The sequence below is a fragment of the Endozoicomonas euniceicola genome (genome assembly GCF_025562755.1).
GTDB classification, from domain to species: Bacteria; Pseudomonadota; Gammaproteobacteria; order Pseudomonadales; family Endozoicomonadaceae; genus Endozoicomonas_A; species Endozoicomonas_A euniceicola.
This window is the reverse complement of record NZ_CP103300.1, coordinates 209,606-229,017: the sequence shown is the minus strand read 5'-3', so window position 1 is coordinate 229,017 and position 19,412 is coordinate 209,606. Positions and strand designations below refer to the sequence as shown.

The window sequence follows — 19,412 nt, the reverse complement described above, 5'->3', positions numbered from 1 at the left end:
CTATTTTTGATGGAATATCTAGTTCCTGAAAATGGTATGACAGCAATTAGGAGGCTGATAAATGGATAATCTGGGTAGTTTTGTTCACGATTCCTCAAAACAACTAATGATATATGATTACGACCACGGAACGAGGTGTGACAAAGGGAAAGTATCGGCGGCTACAACAGTGGCAGCCGCGACAGGTTCATTTGCAGGATATGTAGCATCTCAAGTGGCAAAAGAAGGAGGATCCGGAACCCTGTTTGCTATTGCCGGTGGTGTAGCAGGAGCATTAGGCGTGGGCTATCTGTGTACAAGAGAGGTAAGCCTGAAGCCAGCAACCGAGGAGAGTGCACTTCCTCACCTGAGATGTTGTCAGGATAACTACAAAAAGGATCAGGAGTATAAGGATAAGCTTATTCAGGCAACAGATCGTCTGGAAGCGACGAAAGCAGATCTGAGGCCAGCAGTAGAATTTGAACAAGAGAATCAGCAGAGGGCAGCTCAAGAGCGTTATCAAAGAGAACAAAAAATATACCAGGGTAAATTTAAAGCAACGATTGATGAACTGAAACGGTTTGTGGCTTCAGTTAAACCTGAGAGTTTAACAGATATTGCTTTTGACCTGGGGGCTGTCTTGCTTACAGGGCGTGTACTTCCAGCGAAAAAAACACCTGAATTGTTAGCGATAGAGGCATTTGAGAAACAAGGAGACTCTGGGCATCAGTCGAAGAAAAAACTGTTGTCAGCGCTGGCTTCGGTTTTAAAGACTGATGCGCAAAAAAAACAGGCTGAACTAATTCTTTCAGGTTGCCCGGAAAAGCCAAGAATGAATGTAAAACCCGGGAAGTCCGAGCGTCAGTTAAATAGGGTTAAACAAGACATAGCATTTAACAAATGCAGACTGTCTGAGGTTAAAAAAAGCATTCAAAGTGTAGAGCATCGTTATGGCATAAAGAATAATGGCAATGGAAATATCGAGTTTCCGGAGTTGCCTGAGTTTTATAAAGCCATGCCAAAATAACCCTGTGCAATGCCCTGCCTGATGATTCAGAAAGTGGCTGCGTTAACAGCCACACGATGGATATTCAGGCAGTTAGCTAACCGCAACCGGATCGGCCAGTTGACTACGCCGACGCTGACCCAGAAAAATCAACCCAGGCAGCAACAGGGCCGGAATCCAGATCAATTCTCTGGGTGGTCGTTGCACCGGAATTTCCAGACGATTGAGGCTCCAGTCAAAATCAATACCGGCTGCTTCTGCCGGGCTGTCAAAGTTGACCCTATCCACCTTGAGTTTTAAGATTCGTGTCACAAGAGGTGGTGGCTTCTTTCAGGGAACCGCTGGGGTGACCGGCTATGAACACAAACGCATCGATCTTGTTATCACACAGGGCTTTAGCCTGTTCAGAGGACTTGAGTTCAGAAGTCAGAGAAAAGGCTTTGGTGGTCCATCCTGATTGGTCTGCTGATATTAGGCAAAGTCGTCGCCAAACGAGTCAGAGAGTTTGAAAAAGACGACAGTGGTGAAAAAGGAAGGGGAATGAAAGAAGCAACAGAATAAACACTGCGTAAAAGCCATCGGTTCTGATAAAAGCGATGGCTTTTATCGCTCAATGTCAAAATGACCTCGCACGGAGGTGTGGTAATGGTCTGTTTACTGTAGTGAGCATCCAGAATTCCTATTAAAATGGGTGTGGGGTCGCAACGGTTGTTGGAATGGTTCTGTTAATGTTTGCTGAGGAACTGTTGATGTTTGAGACAATCTAATTTGTCTGAATAGATTAAGCGCATTATTTTCGTCTATCCAAAATAAAAATATAAAATGTGCATTCCCAGTGTTCGAATCAGAGGTAAAAAATGGGAGTAATAAGTCATAGAATTGATTTAATCCCTTATTGAGATATTTAGATAAGTCATTCTTTTGTGCAGTAATATCTCCTTGTATCTTGAGAATAGTATTACGTGAAGAATTATTATTAAATTCTTGGCTTGACTCGTTTGATTGAATGGGTGTGGGGGAAGAAGATTGTACGGAAGAACGTTGTACGGTTACATCAAAAACTGACAGCCTGTTTACTTCAGTAAGTTGTCCTACTAATAAGCTACTATGAACTGACAGCCTGTTTGCTTCAGTAAGTTGTCCTACTAAATTACTATAAACTGAAAGGTCAATGTCAGGATTAGCCACTGCTTGTCCAGTGCTAATACATTCAAAATCATTTAAAATATCTGCTCTTAATCTCTCCATAAACTCACTGAGTTGCTCAACTTTGTTATCAGATTCCGAAGAATCTTCATCATTGGACGTTGAAGAAACTGAAACACTCAAGGCAGGATTTTCTTCAGAGGTGCTGGTGGACTGTGTAGAATTTTGGAGGAAAACTGTTGAAGTTTTAGAGTTTATCGATAAGTTTATTTTTTTACCTGCATACAGTGGAAAAACTAAAAAAAGCTGTCCCAATATCAACCAGTTTGATAGTTTTTTTGCTGTTAAATACAAAATATTTCTCCTTGATTGTGACTATTCAGCTCAAAAAAAATAATTCAGTTGCTTTCCGTTGGTTATCGGTCACGGCTGAGAGGACATAGTTTTAACCTGAGGTAAGCAACAGACAGCTATTAAAAATAGGACATTTTCAATCTTCTGCCTTCTTCATCATGACCGGGTTTGCGAACAGACCTCTGTTGCAATGATAATTTGGAATTCGGGAGCCGTTTAAATCATGAAAGAGAATAAAAACCTGGAAACTATCACTGAAGTTCCGGGTAGGCATGAATTTGATAACCAAGTCTCTTATGTGATTCTTTGTCAGACAGGAGACTACTATTGAAAAAGTGGCTGTATAAAACAGCCACTCTACGCATATTCAGACAGTCAACTAACCGCAACCGGCTCGGCTATTTGACTGCGGCGACGCTGCCTCAGGAAAATTAACCCCAGCAACAACAGGGCGGGAATCCAGATCAATTCTCTGGGTGGTCGTTCCACCGGAATTTCCAGACGATTAAGGCTCCAGTCAAAATCAATACCGGCTGCTTCTGCCGGGCTGTCAAAGTTGACCATATCCACCTTGAGTTTGCCGTCAGACTGATAAGTTTGCAGGCCCATAAAGCTGAGTTGTTGCTCTGCACCTGTTTCAGAACCCGTGGGTAGAATGCTGAGTTTGCTGACCATTCTGCCATCAAGATTTTCACCGGACACCCAGAGACGGATTTCATTATTCAGTGGCGCTTTTTCCAAACCGGCAATAATCTGCTCACCTTCAAAGGTTTCATAAGGATCATAAATCTGATCCCACCAGAAACCGGGACGGAACAGGGTAAAGGCGATCAACAGCAAACTAATGGTTTCATACCAGCGGGTTTTCGTTAGCCAGTAACCCTGGGTAGCCGTCGCAAAAACCAGCATGGCAACCAGGGCGCTGGACACCACCAGAAACAGTTCCAGCCAGCTGTCCACTCCAATCAGCAATAGCTCGGTGTTAAAGATAAACATAAACGGCAGAACCGCAGTACGGATATCGTAGGTGAAGCCCTGAATACCCGTTCGAATCGGGTCAGATTGAGCTATGGCTGAGGCAGCAAAGGCAGCCAGCCCTACTGGAGGCGTATCATCCGCAAGAATGCCAAAGTAGAACACAAACAGGTGTACCGCGATCAGTGGTACGATCAGGCCAGACTGGGCTCCCAGGGTAACAATGACCGGTGTCATCAGGGTCGAGACAACAATGTAGTTGGCGGTTGTTGGCAGTCCCATGCCCAGCACCAGACAGATCAGCGCAGTAAACACCAGCATAAGGATGATATTGCCGCCGGAAATCCATTCCACAAACTCGGTCATCACCAGCCCGATCCCCGTCAGGGTGACGGCACCTACAACAATACCGGCTGTAGCGGTGGCGACACCGATACCAATCATATTGCGTGCACCACTCAGCAGGCCATTGATCGTATCGAACCAGCCCTGCTTGATGACATTGGTATCAGACTCTTTTCTGAACTCGTTTCTGAACTCGTTTCGGAAGAAGGAAAGCAGGGGCTTATGGGTCAGCGTGATCACAATCATCACTGAGGTTGACCAGAACGCAGACAGCCCCGGCGAGAAGCGTTCAACGGTCAGACACCAGAGCAATACGACAATCGGCAATAAATAATAAAGGCCCCGTTTCAGGGTTGGACCGGGCTCGGGCGTATGGCTGAGCGTGGCTTCAGTATCTTCAGGCAGGTCCGGTTGCAGCGAGGCAAGCTTCACCAGACCTACATAGCCCAGCAGTAACGCACTGCCAATAATGTATAGGGCATAATCACCCATATAGCTTCGGGTCCAGCCAATACTGTAATAGACGGCAGCCCCCATAATGCATAGTCCGGCAAAGGTTCCGGTAAACGACAGCAATGCCTGTAGTTTGCTGCGGGTGTGCCTGCGTGGCAAACCTTCCATTCCGGCTTTAACCGCTTCAAGGTGAACGATATAGAACAGGGCAATGTAGGAGATAATGGCGGGCAGCAATGCGGCTTTGATCACTTCCAGATAGGAAATGCCGACATATTCAACCATGAGAAAGGCGGCAGCTCCCATAATCGGTGGAGTCAGCTGACCATTGGTGGAGGCGGCGACTTCTATGGCTCCGGCTTTATGGGAAGGGAAGCCCACCCGTTTCATCAATGGAATGGTGAAAGTTCCGGTGGTGACAACGTTCGCAATGGATGAACCGGACACCACGCCACTCAGGCCAGAAGACACCACTGCCGCCTTGGCCGGGCCACCGCGCATATGACCGAGCAGAGAGAAGGCTACCTGAATAAAGTAGTTTCCGGCACCGGCTCTTTCCAGCAGTGCGCCAAACAGTACAAACATAAAGACAAAGTTAGTGGATACCCCCAGCGCAACCCCGAACACCCCTTCAGTGGTGATCCAGAAGTGGGACATAGCTTTATTAAAACTGGCGCCTTTATGGGCTATAACGTCCGGCATGTAAGGACCGGCAAAAGCATAGGTGATAAACACCAGAGCGACCACCATTAGTGGTGGTCCTAATGCACGACGGGTGGCTTCCAGTAGCAGAATAATGCCGGAAGCTGCGATCAACAGATCCATAGTCGTTGGCGCGCCAGAGCGGTAAGCCAGCTCAGAGCTGAATAGATAGAGGTAAGCTGAACTGAAGGAGGCCAGTAGCGCCATGATCCAGTCATAAAAAGGTATGTGATTCCTATACGACTTACGACGTGCAGGGAATGCCATAAAGGCAAGAAAAACGGCAAAGCTCAAATGAATGGCACGCGCCTGGGTATCATTGAAAATACCCGCTTTGAAAATAAAAGGCAGTGGTGATGCATACCAGAGTTGAAACAGAGACCAGCAGAGTGTAACAGCAAGGATCAGCCGACCAGTAAGACCGACCGGGCTGCGTGCTCCCTGATCAGACTGTCGGGCTATTTTTTGGGCTTCCTTGAGCGCCTCTTTTGACGTATTGACTTCCATGGGAATACCTGACCTGAACGTTAACCAATGATACTCGCAAACGGCAGCAAAACCCGGTTAACCGGGCTTTGCCATTGCATGATTGACGGACAAGAATTACTTCTTGATCAGGCCTGCTTCCATAAAGTAGCGTTTTGCGCCTTCGTGCAGAGGGGCGGAAAGGCCGTCAGAGATCATTTCCTCCTTCTTCAGGGTGCCAAATGCCTGGTGCATCTGCTTGAAGGTGGACAGGTCTTCGAATACGGACTTGGTCACCTGATAAACGGTTTCATCGCTCAAGCGGGTTGAAGCGACAAAGGTAGCGGCAACACCAAAGGTCTGTACATCGACATCGTTACCACGGTACATGCCACCGGGAATGGTTGCGGTACGGTAATAAGGGTTGTCGTTGAGCAGTTTTTCAACGGCCGGACCGGTAACGGTGACAAGGTTAGTGTCACAGGAGGTGGTGGCTTCTTTCAGGGAGCCGCTGGGGTGACCGGCTGTGAACACAAACGCGTCGATCTTGTTATCACACAGGGCTTTAGCCTGTTCAGAGGACTTGAGTTCAGAAGTCAGAGAAAAGGCTTTGGTGGTCCACCCCTTGGCAGCCATCAGCTGTTCCATAGTGCCCCGTTGACCGGAACCAGGGTTGCCAATATTGACCCGCTTGCCTTTCAGGTCATCAAAGGTCTTGATGTCAGCGTCCTTTCGGGCGAGAACGGTGAAGGCTTCCGGATGCAGGGAGAAAACAGCTCGCAGATCTTTATCCGGACCGTTGGGTTTAAACTTGCTGGTGCCGTTGGTGGCATGGAATTGCCAGTCTGACTGAACAATACCCATGTCCATGTCACCGGCACGAATAGTGTTGAGGTTGTAGCTGGAACCACCGGTAGACTCGACAGAACAGCGGATACCGGTTTCTTTTCGGGTTTTGTTAACCAGGCGGCAAATGGCGCCACCGGTCGGGTAGTAAACACCGGTTACTCCACCTGTACCAATGGTGACAAACTGCTGCTGAACGGTTTGAGCATTGGCGCTGACGGAAGAAACCGCTATGCCCGCTCCAAAAATGGCCATACTTAATTTTTTTAGTAATGTCATTGGCTATTCTCTGTTGTGGTTATTGTCGTTTTTGCTACTTCCTGCTCATGGCTATTTGCCACAAAAACTCCATTTTTATCATCAGGGAAACTGAAACCTGATTACAAGTCATCAGTTGTATATCATACTTTTTTTATTCATTAAATTGCCTTGTAGCAATGTTTCAGACCATTTAGCTACCTTTTTGTTTTTAAATCTGTGCCCTTATGAGGGAAAACAGATCTATTCTTATAAGGCTGTGGGAGTGTCAGACTTTTTGAATCGTCTGGTATAAATAGCGATATATGAAGACGAAGGAGCATTCTTTACCTTTACGACAGGGCTTTTAGCCCTTGAGGAGTAAGACATGCCGTCATGGTTCGAACGAAGAAAGGACAGCCAAGGATTAGGATTAAGCGGTGTTACTCAGGCTCGCGGTTCAGAGCAGTTTCGGGTAAACCGGTTCAGGCAACAGTACTTTCTGAGTAAATTTGACTTAAAAGCCAGAGGGTACGAGAGAATTACACTTATAAATGGGTGTAGTTGTGTTATTGAGGGATCGTTTGATGGATTTATGTCAGTGAATCATTGCACCATTAAAATAATCGAACCCAAACCCTCTGATGGAGGCCCAAGACCTGCACCAGAATTTGTAGTGGTTACTTGCATGATTCCACCTGATAGAAGGGTCTCTTTAGGTGTCGATGTAGAGGGTCAATCTCGGTTTACGTCGTACTTCGTCGAGTTTTGGAGATCAAGAGATGCGGGAGCTATTGGTTCCAGCAATTTTAACCCGGATGCATTGTTGATGAAGGTCAATAACTTTGCCAACGCAACCGAGGCTAATATCGTAGCGACCAGAATGCTTCTATCCAATATTGCTGTCACCTTGCCACCAATAAATTCTGAAAAAAAGGATAGGAATGGCTGGTTCATTGACACAAGAATTCCGGGAGAAAATACTGTTGAGTGTGCCTCTCTGAAAATAACTGGTGGCCAGGATAGAGACTTCTTTTACCCGATTATGATGAAACGTGGTATGGAAAAGATCTTGCGACTGGTCGCAGAAGAAGATACAAGCGAAAATGGGTAGTATGCAACACCCCGGGGATGGGTATTCTGCCAGCTGTTATAAACCCGGCTACTTGTTTGTGGAACCTGCCCCGGGCTTGAGTTATTGATGTTCAGGAACCTGTCAATGAAGAGTCTTTCCGAATCATTATGCCCCTGCGGAAGTGGTCAGGTTTATTCGCACTGCTGTGAAATATTTCACAATGGGAAACCTGCCCCTACAGCAGAAAAGCTGATGCGTTCACGTTTTTGTGCCTATTATCTGAAAAATACTGTTTACCTGCTGGAAACAACCTGGCCCCGTCAGCACGATGGACTGAATAAATCCGGTATTATGAAGCGGGTTGATACAACGGAGTGGACGCGCCTTGATGTTGTCCGTACCGAAGCCGGGCAAACGGAAGACAGTAAAGGCGTCGTAGAGTTCAAGGCATGGTTCAAAGAGGGAGCGGGTGAGTCAGCTCACCATGAGACATCAGACTTTATCCGGGATAATGGACGCTGGTACTTTATCTATCCGGATATTCCGGCAAAGTTGCCAGGGCGCAATGATCCCTGTCTGTGTGGTAGTGGCAAGAAATACAAAAAGTGCTGCGGCTGTTAAATCAGCCCGACACACTCTTTCATGAACACGGGCAGGAGTCATGAAAGGGTGGCAGGGCTGAACTAGCAGTGTGGAGCGTTGAGCTATAAACTCTACCAGAAAAAATAACCCAGTACTGTTGATAATATAGCCACTGGGATCTTGAGAGAGGACATGGTCCGGCTGGCTCCTGAAACGCGAGCGCTTATAGGTGGTGCGCAATCGCAGGCGCTTCTTCCATCAATCCAGGTGACTTGGGCGTCTCTCCAGGTGCCGCCGTTCACTTCGCATACCGGAAGCTTTTTATTTTTATGCACATTACCTCCCGGACAATCAAGGTAGTAGTATCTGGCGCAGCCTTCCCAGTTGTTGTAGTTTTGCGACTTATCCAGGTGGGCTTGCCAAACGGTAACACCATTCTCATTGGTATCGGGAGCGCACTGATCACCCCAGGGTGATGGCGGGTTAAAATCACAGTCACTTTTATTCTGGCAGGGTGGCTCAACAACGCTAAGTGTGTGGCTGAGTGAATCAACAAACCAAAGGCGTTCAGTTACGTTGTCTATCGTCATACCAGTAATTAGCTTTGCAGGTGTATTGATACTACCAATCAATGTATGGTTTCCTGATTTAGTGTCCAGTTTAATGGCATGGATTTGTCTGGTCGCTACGTCGCTTACGAACAGCCGGTCTTCAGAAATAGTCAGACCGCTGGGCGTCTCAAGAACCAGCCCGGCGACATTCAGTTCAGAAAAACCAGCATTGATTATACTGGTATACGTCGTGTATTTCTCTCGCCACTCCTCTTCGGGTTTTACGGGGCCATCCTCTGTTCCGCTGTGGGTGTCCAGAACGTTAATCACACCTGCCGCCGGGTTTGCGACGATCAGTAAATTGCCATATTTGGCCATTTGCCCGGGAATAGTGAGGCTGGATTTGGTTTCACTTTTCAGGGCGGTTCCCTTATATCGGTAAAGGGCGGCACTGTTGTGTTTATGACCGCCAAAACCGTGGCTTTGGGTGATGTTGGTAAGCACGATGCTTCCATATTTAGAATCAGCCCCTTCATCCCATGTCCAGTAATTGGCTTGTTCGCCGTCCCAGGCTACACCCATTGAGAAGGGTTGCTGATGGATCATGTCTAAATGAGAGCCTAAAGGCACTTTTTCAAGATCGTCCGGATAAAAGTCATTATTTTTGATGGCATAGGTTTTAAGGTCATTTTGCCATAGTGTGGGCCCCATAAAGTCGGTACACGTTCGTTGGTGGTAGTCGCTCCCCATTAATGCTGTGGCAGTATAATCATTACAGCTGCCACCAGTAGTAAGAAAGGTGCCCGTTATATTCAGGTTTTGAGCCTGCTGTCCTTCAAAGTCAGGGACATCTCCATCAACCGGGGCTCCACCAAAGGCAATGCCCGTTGGACGGTGCATAAAGTGGCAGGATGCCAAGTCCCGGCGTTTTTCTGGTGTGTATTTAACATCCTTGACTCCCGGGCAGTAGAAAATGGTAAGGCTGTCATCACCGTTTAAAACCCAGATTTGCCCTCTTACCCTGGGGTTTTCAGCGACTGCAACAGGGTTTACCAAACCTCCCCGGCTGGGCATGGAACTACCCCAGTCCCGTATTGCAGGAACGAAGATGCCATCTTTATTCTTTACTCCGAACTCTGGTATGCATTCAGAACTTCCTTTACAGCGCTCAGTAACAGGGCATTGGCCATATCCGACCGATGCGCCACTGGGTTTTCTGATAAGAGAGCAGTCTGCCAGTTCGGCCCGACCTGGTAGTGCATTTATCAATGGCAATGTCGACAGAGCAAACAGCGCCATGTGTCGTTTAGTTATTGAGAAACGTTTTTTGAATTCGTGATACATAGGGGTCATGCGCTCCTGTAAACACGGTTGAGCAATGAATTCAACTCAATAACAAGCAGGGCTTAAGTGAAAGTTTGAAAGTACTTTCATAGCAGAGCTGTTGAAATGATCGAGGCTTTTAAAGTTAACGAAGTAAAATTAGTGAATCGCTCTGTCCAGTACAACTGTAGCTGAACTAAACCTGAATGATGATGAAACTTATTTGAAAATGTCATCAGCAGGTCAGGAAGTGCTGTCGGGTTTGCACTGAATGTTCTGTAAATGCCCCCAGCCTGGCTTAATGAAACTGTTGTAATCACCAACAGGAAACTTTCGTATAAATTCGTTACACTTCCTGTCAGAAAAAGACCAGCAGGAGTCTATTGTGAAAGCGGGGAAATTTGTTATCAGCCTGTTCTGGCTGGCATCGATAGCCAACCTGTTTATCCCATTTGCCCAACCTCTCTACTCTGTTTTGCTGTGGCTATTGCCACTGGTGCTGTTTGTTCATGTGCTGGAACAGTGGTTTTTTGGACGACGTTTTAAGGCAGTGGGAACGCCTCTATCGGTTAAAGATCGCCTTTTGATCACTGTTTTTGGCGGTTTTCATTTGATGACATTAATGCAGCAGCTGCCTGAAGCGGCTGTCCCTTGTGAGAGAACTTGTGAGAGAAAAGGGTGAGCTAGAAGATAGTGCTTGAAGAATCCCAGAAAAAAACCATCCAGACGGCTTACAGTGCTTTTTTGAAAAGTAAGCAACTCAAGGCTCGTCCGGGGCAGAAGCAGATGATTGCTGAAATTGCCCGGGCTCTGGGTGCTATTGATACCGACAGTGAGGGGCGCAGAACGTCTGATCCGTCTGTTACTGTTATTGAAGCCGGTACTGGCACCGGTAAAACCGTTGGCTATGTTATTCCAGCGGTGGCCATGGCAAAGGCAGCCGGTAAAAGGCTGGTCATCTCCACGGCCACTGTGACCCTGCAAGAGCAGATTATCAGCAAAGACCTGCCGGATATTATCCTTAAAACCGGTTTGAAGTTTTCCTTTACTCTGGCAAAGGGGCGAGGGCGTTATGCCTGTCTTAGCAAGCTGGACCGACTGCTGCAGGAAGAACAGTCAGTGGCTTCCCTGATGGATATGTTTGCCGGTGAAGGTCAGTCAGGGCAACAGGATGAAACCACTTTGAAGCTCTATCAGCATATGTTGGAAGAGTTTGCCGCTTCGAAATGGCAGGGTGACCGGGACAGCTGGCCTGAAGCTCTGGAAGATCAGCAGTGGCGTTTGATCACCACCGACCACGCCCAGTGCAGTGGCAGACGCTGTGGCTATTTTAAACAGTGCCCGTTTTATAAGGCTCGCAATGACCTGGAGCAGGCCGATGTGGTGGTGACCAACCACGACCTGGTGCTGGCGGACCTGGCCCTGGGCGGTGGTGCGATTCTGCCTGACCCAAAAGACTGTATTTACATTTTTGACGAAGGCCATCATCTGCCGGATAAGGCCATTGATCACTTTGCCTGTCATGGCCGTTTAAAGGGAACGGCCAGCTGGCTGGAAAAAGCTGGTAAACATCTACAAAAGGTGCTGGGACAAAATGCCTTGCCCGGTGAACTGGGAGAGCGGCTGGAAAAATTGCAGCCAGAGTTTGACCAGCTGGTGAATGCTTTAGGTCATGCACGACAGATGTTGCACAGGGAAGCGACTTTCGAACCCAGGGTTCAGGGTGATTTAACGGTGGCTGTGTACCGTTTTCCTGAAGGGGTCGTGCCGGCCGCTATTCGTCAGCAGGCAGAAGTGCTGAAAGCGGGTTTCAGCCGTTGCAGTGGCCTGCTGGAAAAGGTGGCTAAAGACCTGAACGATGCGATGGATGGTGATGTACCGGGCATTGACCGCTGGCAGGCTGAGCAGTTGTACCCGGAAATTGGTGCCATGCAGATGCGTATGGAAAGTCAGTTCCAGTTGTGGCTGACCTACTCACTGCCTGATCCTGAAGGGGAGCCGCCCTGCGCGCGTTGGGTGAAATGGACGGAAGGTTCTTTCGGTGAAGAACTGGAGCTGTTCAGCAGCCCTATTCTGTCGTCTATGACCTTGTGGCAGACCTTGTGGAATCCTGGTTATGCTTCGATTGTTACGTCTGCAACGCTGGCGGCGCTGGGGAACTTTAACCGTTTTCGTATGCGTTCAGGCATCCCTTCTGAATCTAAATGCGTGATTGTGCCCAGCCCTTTTCAACATGCAACCGCCGCCCGGCTGGTGATACCTGCTATGGCGTCTAACCCCCGTGACAGCGATGCCCATACGGAAGAAATTGTGGAATCACTGCCTGAGTTGCTGGAAGGCAGTAAAGGTTCACTGGTGCTGTTTTCTTCCAGAAGACAGATGAATGACGTGTATTACGGACTGGATCAGGATCAGCGTGACCAGATTCTGTTGCAGGATGATTACTCCCGGCAGGAGCTGCTGAAATTACATCGTAAAAACATTGATGAAGGTAACACCAGCATTTTGTTTGGTCTGGCCAGCCTGGCAGAAGGGATCGATCTGCCCGGAGAGTACTGTGAGCACGTGGTCATTGCCAAAATTCCGTTTGCGGTGCCAGATGATCCTGTGGAAGCGGCACTGGCTGATTGGCTGGAAGCCCAGGGACGTAACCCGTTTATGGAAATTACGGTGCCGGACGCGGCAATCAAATTGGTACAGGCCTGTGGTCGTCTGTTGCGGACAGAGCAGGATACCGGGCGGATTACCCTGATGGACCGGCGGGTGGTCACTCAGCGTTATGGTCGGATGATTCTCAATTCTCTTCCGCCTTTTAAGCAGGAAATAGAGCACGCTGTGTTGTGAAGCGGAAGTCAGGTACAGGGATTAAAACCTGTACCTGAAAAATGTGGGGGGCTATTGATTTCGACCTGAATGGTTTATTTTCGGGCCTTACGTATTGCTTCGGAATTGACATAGGTCTCATCATTTCCTGTAGTAGTGTCATTCTGGTCCGGGGGATTTTTGATTTCCAGCCCGGCGGCGTTAATTAACGGGTCAAGTACCGCAGGCAAATCCTGATGCAGGGCTTTCAGGACGTTGTACTGCCCAGCGGTTTGGACAAACGCATTGCGAGTTTCCCTGGCCTTGTGAAGGGCAGGGTCAAGGTCGGTATTAACTGTACCACTGTTCAAATAAGACCGGGTGCTTTTACTGAGAGTAATGAACGTGCCGGTGCGTCCAACCCCCGCATTACAGTTAACAACCATTGGGCTGCTTTCAGAGCCTGAGAGTTCCGGTTCCTGTTTCAACTGCTCGACCAGAACGGACAGGGCTGCCAGTCTGGATGGTGTTCCTGAGGTATGGTCTTCCCAGCCGGTATCGTAGACACGGAAATGGGTTTTTCCATTGATTTCTAACTTATCAATACGAACGTTGTGGTTACCTTCTGCATCGGGGTCTATAAAGTACTGGTCTGCCAGCTTAACCGCCACACCGTCGTAATCTGTTGTCCTGCCAACGTCTTTGGGGCCGAGACTTATCGTATATTTTTTTGGACTTGTATCCTTGGAGTCCAGCTCTTTCTTGCTGACCAGACAGACCGACAGTTTGGAGTCGGTATCGTTTACCATATGGGCAAAGTGGTGGATGTTTTTTTCAGTAGGTCCCTGAGACGCGATATCCGGCACTTCATCAGGAGCATCCGATAACCTGACATAATTGGCATGAACATAGTGACCTTCACTACCAGCACAGCTATCAATATCACACCGTATGTCCTTGTATTTGGGTATAGCCTGTGTATGGAAGGCATCACCCTGAGCAGTATTCTTTTGAAAGGTATTGGTCAGGGCTGGGTCTTTTTGTCGTAGTTCTCTGTAATGATCGAAAACTTTTCGTTCATCATTGGTAGAAAGTGCTTCCCGCCTGGCTAAGTTGGGAAACTGTTTCTGGAGATGGTCGGGGGTTAGATTCGCAGCCTGATAGGCTGCTGAGCATTTTGCGGTAAAAAGCTGGCGGTCAAGCTCTTTCACAAGGAGCTGGTTGGTTTGATTAACTTTTCCTCCTGCGGCGTTTTTGAAGAGTTTTGCCAGTTTGGAGCGTAACGCCTGAAGTTCCTGTCTGGAACCGGTTGGCAATTTGTCCAGTTCTTCCTTTACTTTCTTTTCTGCATAGACTTCCTGCACCAGTGTTTTTGCATCAGCAGGTAGTTGCTTATATACCTCGTTTCTATTGTCAGGCCGGAGTTGGTCTTTAGCAAAATTTCGCAGGTGTTGTTTGGCTACGTTCCTGTCAGTGTTGTTGTCAGAACCGAGATAGTCACCTTTGGTAAAATGCCCGGAAAACGCTTCCAGTGAATCAGGCTGGGTCAGGTCTGCCGGACTTGTTGTCTGCGTCTGTGGCTTTTGAGCCCGTGGTCGAGTCCGGGGGGCGGGTTGAGGTTTTGACCTGCGGGGCGGTACAGGTGGCCGATTTGACTCTTTTGCTTCTGGCTCTTCTGGCTCAGGTGGTGCTGGCAGGGGACGGTTTATGAATGACTTTATATCACTGTCTTCTACTGGTGAGGCTGTACGCTCCGTGATCGGGGTTCCCGCCGCCTTTGCTGGCTGATTCTCTGGGGTTGGCGTGTGCCGGACTGGTGATGCAGTGTTGGCTTTGGGCTTGGATGAGCGTAACCATTTACCGGGGCTGAAGAGGACAGATATCAGTCTGCGTAACCATTTTTTAGGTTTGCTGACACTGGCTTTTTTGCCCCCAATATTGATTTCGCGGGCATTTTTAGTTTTCTCAGGCTGGTTCTGCTGCTGATACTGCCCACTAACGTTTGAAGATTTTGGATCAAACCCGTTCACGGAAAACTCCTGATTGTTGTGTCCTTACCTTTATTCAGGGTAAGAGGCTATCAGGCATTTTTCATGGCACAGGCCGTAATACTGTGTATAGACGGGTTGGATTGACGCTTTATTTTAATTTGAGTGTACAAAAGGGCAGCAGACAAAAAAATTGTCACTATCGGGGGCGTTAGCTGTTAGCTGTTGGTTGTATGGACAGCCAACAGCCAATAGCCAATAGCCAACAGCTCTGTATATTTTTAAAGCGATGGAGTCATCCACGCTTTTTTTCAGTGGGCTTATCTTCAGTAGAATCCTCTTCAGGCTGTTCGGTCGTGTCATTTTCTGACAGTGTGAATTCAGGCGGTTTTGGCTGTTCATCCTCTGCCTGATCTTTAGTCTCGCTGTCATTCTGGGCCAGAGTCCATTCAAGGTGTGTCTGCCACTGGCCCTCTTCTTTGTCTTTGTCGTCGGGCAGCTTTTCGTCTCCGGCAAAGGCTGCCAGATTGATGGCTGAAAGGGGTAACAGAAGGGCGAAAGCCGCCAGTTTTTTCATTTTCATTGTGAACATCTCTTTTTATTGGTTCTCGTACATTGCTGTTTGACATCGATGGGCATGAAAGGTTCCATAGCTATCGACATGGGGTGATCACTGATTCCCAGTCCCAGCCACATCAGTTACAATAACCGGCTAACTTTTCTATTTTGTCGGTAAGCGGGTACCCAACCTGCGGTATACCGATAAGAACTATCCAGTAGAGCGATTTACCGAGCGAGAGAGTCATGCTTGAAGTTAATCCGATCAAGGAACGTATTAAAGACCTGACGGCACGTACAGACGTGCTTAGGGGGTATCTTTGACTACGCTCACAAGAGCGAACGGTTACAGGAAGTAGAGCGGGAGCTGGAAGATCCGGACGTGTGGAATGAACCGGAACGAGCCCAGGCTCTTGGTAAAGAGCGTTCCATTCTGGAAGGTATTGTATCCACGATCGATGCCATGACTTCCGGTCTGGAAGATTCCGCAGAACTGCTTGATATGTCTGTGGAAGAGCAGGATGAAGACGGTGTTGACAGCGTTGTTGAAGAGCTGGATGAACTGACCCGGAAGCTTGAGATTCTGGAGTTCAAGCGCATGTTCTCCGGTGAAATGGACCCGAACAACGCTTACCTCGATATTCAGTCTGGCTCTGGTGGTACCGAGGCTCAGGACTGGGCCAACATCATGCTGCGTATGTATCTGCGCTGGGGCGAACAGAAAGGCTTCAAGACCGAGATCGTTGAAGTGTCAGCCGGTGATGTGGCAGGCATTAAGTCTGCAACGGTGCAGTTCTCCGGCGAGTACGCCTTTGGCTGGCTACGCACAGAGACCGGTGTTCATCGTCTGGTACGTAAGTCTCCATTCGACTCCGGCAATCGTCGCCACACCTCCTTTTCCTCGGTATTTGTTTCTCCGGAAATTGATGACAATGTTGAGATTGAGATCAATCCGGCTGATCTGCGCATCGATACTTACCGCTCCAGTGGCGCGGGTGGTCAGCACGTAAACACCACTGACTCTGCGGTACGTATTACCCATGAGCCGAGTGGCATTGTGGTGCAGTGTCAGAACCAGCGTTCTCAGCATCAGAACAAGGACAAGGCCATGCAGCAACTGAAAGCCAAGCTGTATGAGCTGGAGATGCAGAAGCGCACCGCCGACGCTCAGGCGCTGGAAGACAGTAAATCCGATATCGGCTGGGGCAGTCAGATTCGTTCCTACGTGCTGGACGATTCCCGTATCAAGGATTTACGCACCAACGTCGAGACCCGTAATACCCAGGCTGTTCTGGACGGGGATCTGGATAAGTTTATCGAGGCCAGCCTCAAGCAGGGGCTGTAATCGTCCCTCTTATATGAAGAGTGGGAAGACTTTTTAAAAAGATTTTTTTGGAATAACAATGTCTGAAGAACAAATGATCGATGCGCAGGAAGAGAACCGCCTGGTCGCCCTGCGCCGTGACAAGCTGGCGGCCATTCGCTCAGAGCGTGTTGCTTTCCCGAACAAGTTCCGCCGTGACGCTTATGCGGCTGATTTGCAGGAACAATACAAAGAAGCCAGCAAACAAGAACTGCTGGAAGCGGGTCACAAAGTTAAAGTGGCTGGTCGTATCATGCTGAACCGTGGTGCGTTCATGGAAATTCAGGATGCGTCTGGCCGTATTCAGGTTTACGTGAACCGTAAAGTGCTGGATAAGGACACCCTGAAAGAAGTTAAAACCTGGGATATGGGTGATATCATCGGTGCCGAAGGTACTGTGCAACGCTCCGGCAAGGGCGACCTGTATGTGGATATGGAAGGCGTGGTGCTGCTGACCAAGTCCCTGCGTCCGCTGCCAGACAAGCACAAGGGTCTGACTGACACAGAAATGCGTTACCGTCAGCGTTACGTGGACCTGATCATGAACGATGAGTCCCGTGCTGCCTTCCGTGTACGCTCCCGCATTATTCAGGTGATCCGTGATTACTTCCATAAAAATGACTATATGGAAGTGGAAACCCCTATGTTGCAGACCATTCCGGGTGGGGCGACAGCGCGCCCGTTTGTGACCCATCATAATGCTCTGGATATGGAAATGTTCCTGCGAATCGCACCAGAGCTGTACCTGAAGCGTCTGGTCGTGGGTGGTTTTGAGCGTGTGTTCGAAATTAACCGTAACTTCCGTAACGAAGGTCTGTCTACCCGTCATAACCCGGAATTCACCATGATTGAGTTCTATCAGGCGTATGCGGACTACACCGATATGATGGATCACACCGAGGTTCTGTTCCGCCTGCTGGCTGAAGAGGTAACCGGCAGTACCACAGTGACTTATCAGGGAGCTGAACTGGACTTCGGCAAGCCATTTGCCCGCATGTCCGTGTTTGAGTCCATCCTGCACTTCAACCCTGAGCTGGAAGCGGCGGATATTGACAATATCGAGTCTGCCACCGCTGTGGCGAAGAAGCTGGGTATTGAAGTGAAAGACATCTGGGGTCTGGGCAAGATTCAGATGGAGATCTTTGACGAGACGGTTGAACACCACCTGGTCGACCCAACCTTTATCACTCAGTACCCGACTGAAGTGTCTCCGCTGGCTCGTCGTAACGATGAAAATCCGTTTGTCAGTGACCGTTTTGAGTTCTTCGTAGGCGGACGTGAAATTGCCAACGGTTTCTCCGAGTTGAACGACGCGGAAGACCAGGCTGAACGCTTCCGTCAGCAGGTGGCTGAGAAAGATGCGGGTGATGATGAAGCCATGCATTACGATGCGGACTACATCAACGCCCTGGAGTATGGCCTGCCACCCACAGCGGGTGAGGGTATCGGTATTGACCGTCTGGTGATGCTGTTTACCGACGCGCCTTCTATTCGCGACGTGCTGCTGTTCCCGCACATGCGCCCACAGGTTTAAGGCCTGCTGGTGTAGCTGACTGAGTCAGCTGCACCTTTCCCTTCGTCTTCAGTCAGGCAATCCTGCTATTTTCCTCCGTCCGCAGAGTGCTTTTTTACGAACTTTGGGCATAAGTGCCGGTTAGATTCTATACTGCTTCACCATCTCACCCGACAGGGCTTTACAGGTCTGTTTTCAGACGGCCTTTTTGGGAGAGTCAGGGCAATGCCTGATTGAGCGCATTGCGACAAACAATAAGCCAATATAGCCATTGTCATTGAATACCAGGGTACAGGCAGTGATAAGGGCTTATTACAGAAAATTAACAGGCAAACGGTATAAGGCATTTCCTCATGGAAGCAACGAACTGTGAAGTAGTGAGTGACTCTCTTTCTCAGGCCAACAAAGATAACGGAACCTCCTCCAGCGGATCGACAAATGGAAATGAAGCCCTGAAGTATCAGGGGCGCAAAACCAGTCGCGCCAACAGCGAGCAGCGACGTCGTATTATTCTTGAAGCAGCCTTGCGCATTGTTGTGCGCGATGGAGTCAGGGGCGTCCGTCACCGTGCGGTGGCTAAGGAAGCCGAGGTTCCACTGTCTGCGACCACTTATTATTTCAAAGATATTTCTGATCTCATTACAGACACCTTTACACTGTTCGTGGAAATGGGTGCAGAGACGTTCAAGGCATTCTGGGAAGAATCTGATTCAAAACTGCAGGAGGCTCTGGCGCTACTTGAGGGGCAGGATTCAGGTAGCCTCAGCCAGGAAGTCAGGCTGGTTTTTGTAGAAAAAATGGTGGACCTGGCGGTGCATTACATTGTCACGCAGCTGAGAGAACACCGGGACTACCTGATTGCAGAGCGTTCATTTCAGCTAGAGTGTCTGCGTAATGAAAACCTTCGCCCGGTGGCATTCAGTCACCAGTCTTACCTGTTAAACAGTCTGGAACGTTTTTTTCTGCGTGTTGGTTCAGGGCAGCCTGATATTGATGCCCAGCTCTTAGCGGCGGTTATTATGCAGGTAGAATATCAGTGCATGGTTCAGCCGGACCATGAGGTGGACGCCGGGATGATTCGCAGCCGCTTAATTCGGCAGATCAGTCTGATGCTTAACTGTTAGCGGGTTTGAATACAGCCCGGCAGGC

Annotated in this window: 16 protein-coding genes; 8 read left to right on the top strand and 8 right to left on the bottom strand. The window is 48.7% G+C overall.

Annotation, left to right across the window (positions count from 1 at the left end; all coding sequences use genetic code 11):
- Nucleotides 1–61 precede the first annotated feature (61 nt).
- Complete coding sequence (locus NX720_RS00835; RefSeq protein WP_262598806.1) at nt 62–1,006, top strand: hypothetical protein; 945 nt, start codon at nt 62–64, stop codon at nt 1,004–1,006.
- A 72-nt stretch (nt 1,007–1,078) separates the two neighbouring features.
- On the opposite strand, the gene NX720_RS00830 is transcribed toward NX720_RS00835, so the two are convergent.
- The 5 genes from NX720_RS00830 to NX720_RS00810 form a co-directional block, all read right to left on the bottom strand.
- Complete coding sequence (locus tag NX720_RS00830; RefSeq protein ID WP_404831037.1) at nt 1,079–1,297, bottom strand: DUF3394 domain-containing protein; 219 nt, start codon at nt 1,295–1,297, stop codon at nt 1,079–1,081.
- Nucleotides 1,266–1,415, bottom strand: a complete 150-nt coding sequence (locus NX720_RS00825; protein ID WP_404831127.1) for a TAXI family TRAP transporter solute-binding subunit — start codon at nt 1,413–1,415, stop codon at nt 1,266–1,268. The genes NX720_RS00830 and NX720_RS00825 overlap by 32 nt, the downstream gene beginning before the upstream one ends.
- A 224-nt stretch (nt 1,416–1,639) precedes the next feature.
- Nucleotides 1,640–2,485 carry a hypothetical protein gene (locus NX720_RS00820; protein WP_262598805.1) on the bottom strand — a complete coding sequence of 282 codons (846 nt, stop codon included), beginning with the start codon at nt 2,483–2,485 and terminating at the stop codon, nt 1,640–1,642.
- A gap of 375 nt (nt 2,486–2,860) precedes the next feature.
- Nucleotides 2,861–5,467, bottom strand: a complete 2,607-nt coding sequence (locus NX720_RS00815; protein WP_262598804.1) for a TRAP transporter permease — start codon at nt 5,465–5,467, stop codon at nt 2,861–2,863.
- Between the two features lie 96 nt (nt 5,468–5,563).
- A complete protein-coding gene (locus NX720_RS00810) occupies nt 5,564–6,526 on the bottom strand; it encodes a TAXI family TRAP transporter solute-binding subunit (RefSeq protein WP_262598803.1) in 963 nt (320 codons plus the stop codon).
- 370 nt (nt 6,527–6,896) lie between these two features.
- On the opposite strand from NX720_RS00810, the gene NX720_RS00805 reads away from it, so the two are divergent.
- Nucleotides 6,897–7,622 (top strand): hypothetical protein, encoded by a 726-nt coding sequence (locus NX720_RS00805; RefSeq protein ID WP_262598802.1) that lies wholly within the window; start codon nt 6,897–6,899, stop codon nt 7,620–7,622.
- A gap of 87 nt (nt 7,623–7,709) precedes the next feature.
- Nucleotides 7,710–8,204 (top strand): YchJ family protein, encoded by a 495-nt coding sequence (locus NX720_RS00800; protein ID WP_318654080.1) that lies wholly within the window; start codon nt 7,710–7,712, stop codon nt 8,202–8,204.
- Between the two features lie 92 nt (nt 8,205–8,296).
- Here the strand turns inward: NX720_RS00800 and NX720_RS00795 are convergent, their stop codons facing one another.
- Entirely contained in the window at nt 8,297–10,060 is a 1,764-nt protein-coding gene (locus NX720_RS00795; RefSeq protein ID WP_262598800.1) for a YncE family protein, read from the bottom strand.
- A 364-nt stretch (nt 10,061–10,424) separates the two neighbouring features.
- Between NX720_RS00795 and NX720_RS00790 the strand changes: the two genes are divergently transcribed.
- Both NX720_RS00790 and dinG read left to right on the top strand, forming a co-directional pair.
- Complete coding sequence (locus NX720_RS00790; RefSeq protein ID WP_262598799.1) at nt 10,425–10,721, top strand: DUF1145 domain-containing protein; 297 nt, start codon at nt 10,425–10,427, stop codon at nt 10,719–10,721.
- An 11-nt stretch (nt 10,722–10,732) separates the two neighbouring features.
- Nucleotides 10,733–12,883, top strand: a complete 2,151-nt coding sequence (gene dinG, locus NX720_RS00785) for an ATP-dependent DNA helicase DinG (protein WP_262598798.1) — start codon at nt 10,733–10,735, stop codon at nt 12,881–12,883.
- A gap of 74 nt (nt 12,884–12,957) precedes the next feature.
- On the opposite strand, the gene NX720_RS00780 is transcribed toward dinG, so the two are convergent.
- Nucleotides 12,958–14,871 (bottom strand): protein-tyrosine phosphatase family protein, encoded by a 1,914-nt coding sequence (locus NX720_RS00780; RefSeq protein WP_262598797.1) that lies wholly within the window; start codon nt 14,869–14,871, stop codon nt 12,958–12,960.
- Nucleotides 14,872–15,124: 253 nt separating this feature from the next.
- Nucleotides 15,125–15,412 (bottom strand): hypothetical protein, encoded by a 288-nt coding sequence (locus NX720_RS00775; protein WP_262598796.1) that lies wholly within the window; start codon nt 15,410–15,412, stop codon nt 15,125–15,127.
- Nucleotides 15,413–15,633: 221 nt separating this feature from the next.
- Between NX720_RS00775 and prfB the strand changes: the two genes are divergently transcribed.
- The 3 genes from prfB (at nt 15,634) to NX720_RS00760 (ending at nt 19,387) form a co-directional block, all read left to right on the top strand.
- Nucleotides 15,634–16,732, top strand: a protein-coding gene (prfB, locus tag NX720_RS00770) for a peptide chain release factor 2 (protein ID WP_262598795.1) whose coding sequence is annotated in 2 segments (ribosomal slippage) — nt 15,634–15,708 and nt 15,710–16,732 — 1,098 coding nt in all. Because the reading frame shifts where the segments join, the coding sequence is not laid out codon by codon here.
- A gap of 58 nt (nt 16,733–16,790) precedes the next feature.
- Nucleotides 16,791–18,284, top strand: coding sequence for a lysine--tRNA ligase (lysS, locus tag NX720_RS00765; protein ID WP_262598794.1), 1,494 nt, complete (start codon nt 16,791–16,793; stop codon nt 18,282–18,284).
- A 332-nt stretch (nt 18,285–18,616) separates the two neighbouring features.
- Entirely contained in the window at nt 18,617–19,387 is a 771-nt protein-coding gene (locus tag NX720_RS00760) for a TetR/AcrR family transcriptional regulator (RefSeq protein WP_262598793.1), read from the top strand.
- The last annotated feature ends 25 nt before the right edge of the window (nt 19,388–19,412 follow it).

Excerpts from the sequence above, each read along its gene's own strand:
- NX720_RS00835 (WP_262598806.1), top strand. The coding sequence starts at position 62 with ATGGATAATCTGGGTAGTTTTGTTCACGATTCCTCAAAACAACTAATG.
- NX720_RS00815 (WP_262598804.1), bottom strand. The coding sequence starts at position 5,467 with ATGGAAGTCAATACGTCAAAAGAGGCGCTCAAGGAAGCCCAAAAAATA.
- NX720_RS00810 (WP_262598803.1), bottom strand. The coding sequence starts at position 6,526 with ATGGCCATTTTTGGAGCGGGCATAGCGGTTTCTTCCGTCAGCGCCAAT.
- NX720_RS00805 (WP_262598802.1), top strand. The coding sequence starts at position 6,897 with ATGCCGTCATGGTTCGAACGAAGAAAGGACAGCCAAGGATTAGGATTA.
- NX720_RS00800 (WP_318654080.1), top strand. The coding sequence starts at position 7,710 with ATGTTCAGGAACCTGTCAATGAAGAGTCTTTCCGAATCATTATGCCCC.
- NX720_RS00795 (WP_262598800.1), bottom strand. The coding sequence starts at position 10,060 with ATGTATCACGAATTCAAAAAACGTTTCTCAATAACTAAACGACACATG.
- NX720_RS00775 (WP_262598796.1), bottom strand. The coding sequence starts at position 15,412 with ATGAAAATGAAAAAACTGGCGGCTTTCGCCCTTCTGTTACCCCTTTCA.
- lysS (WP_262598794.1), top strand. The coding sequence starts at position 16,791 with ATGTCTGAAGAACAAATGATCGATGCGCAGGAAGAGAACCGCCTGGTC.
- NX720_RS00760 (WP_262598793.1), top strand. The coding sequence starts at position 18,617 with ATGGAAGCAACGAACTGTGAAGTAGTGAGTGACTCTCTTTCTCAGGCC.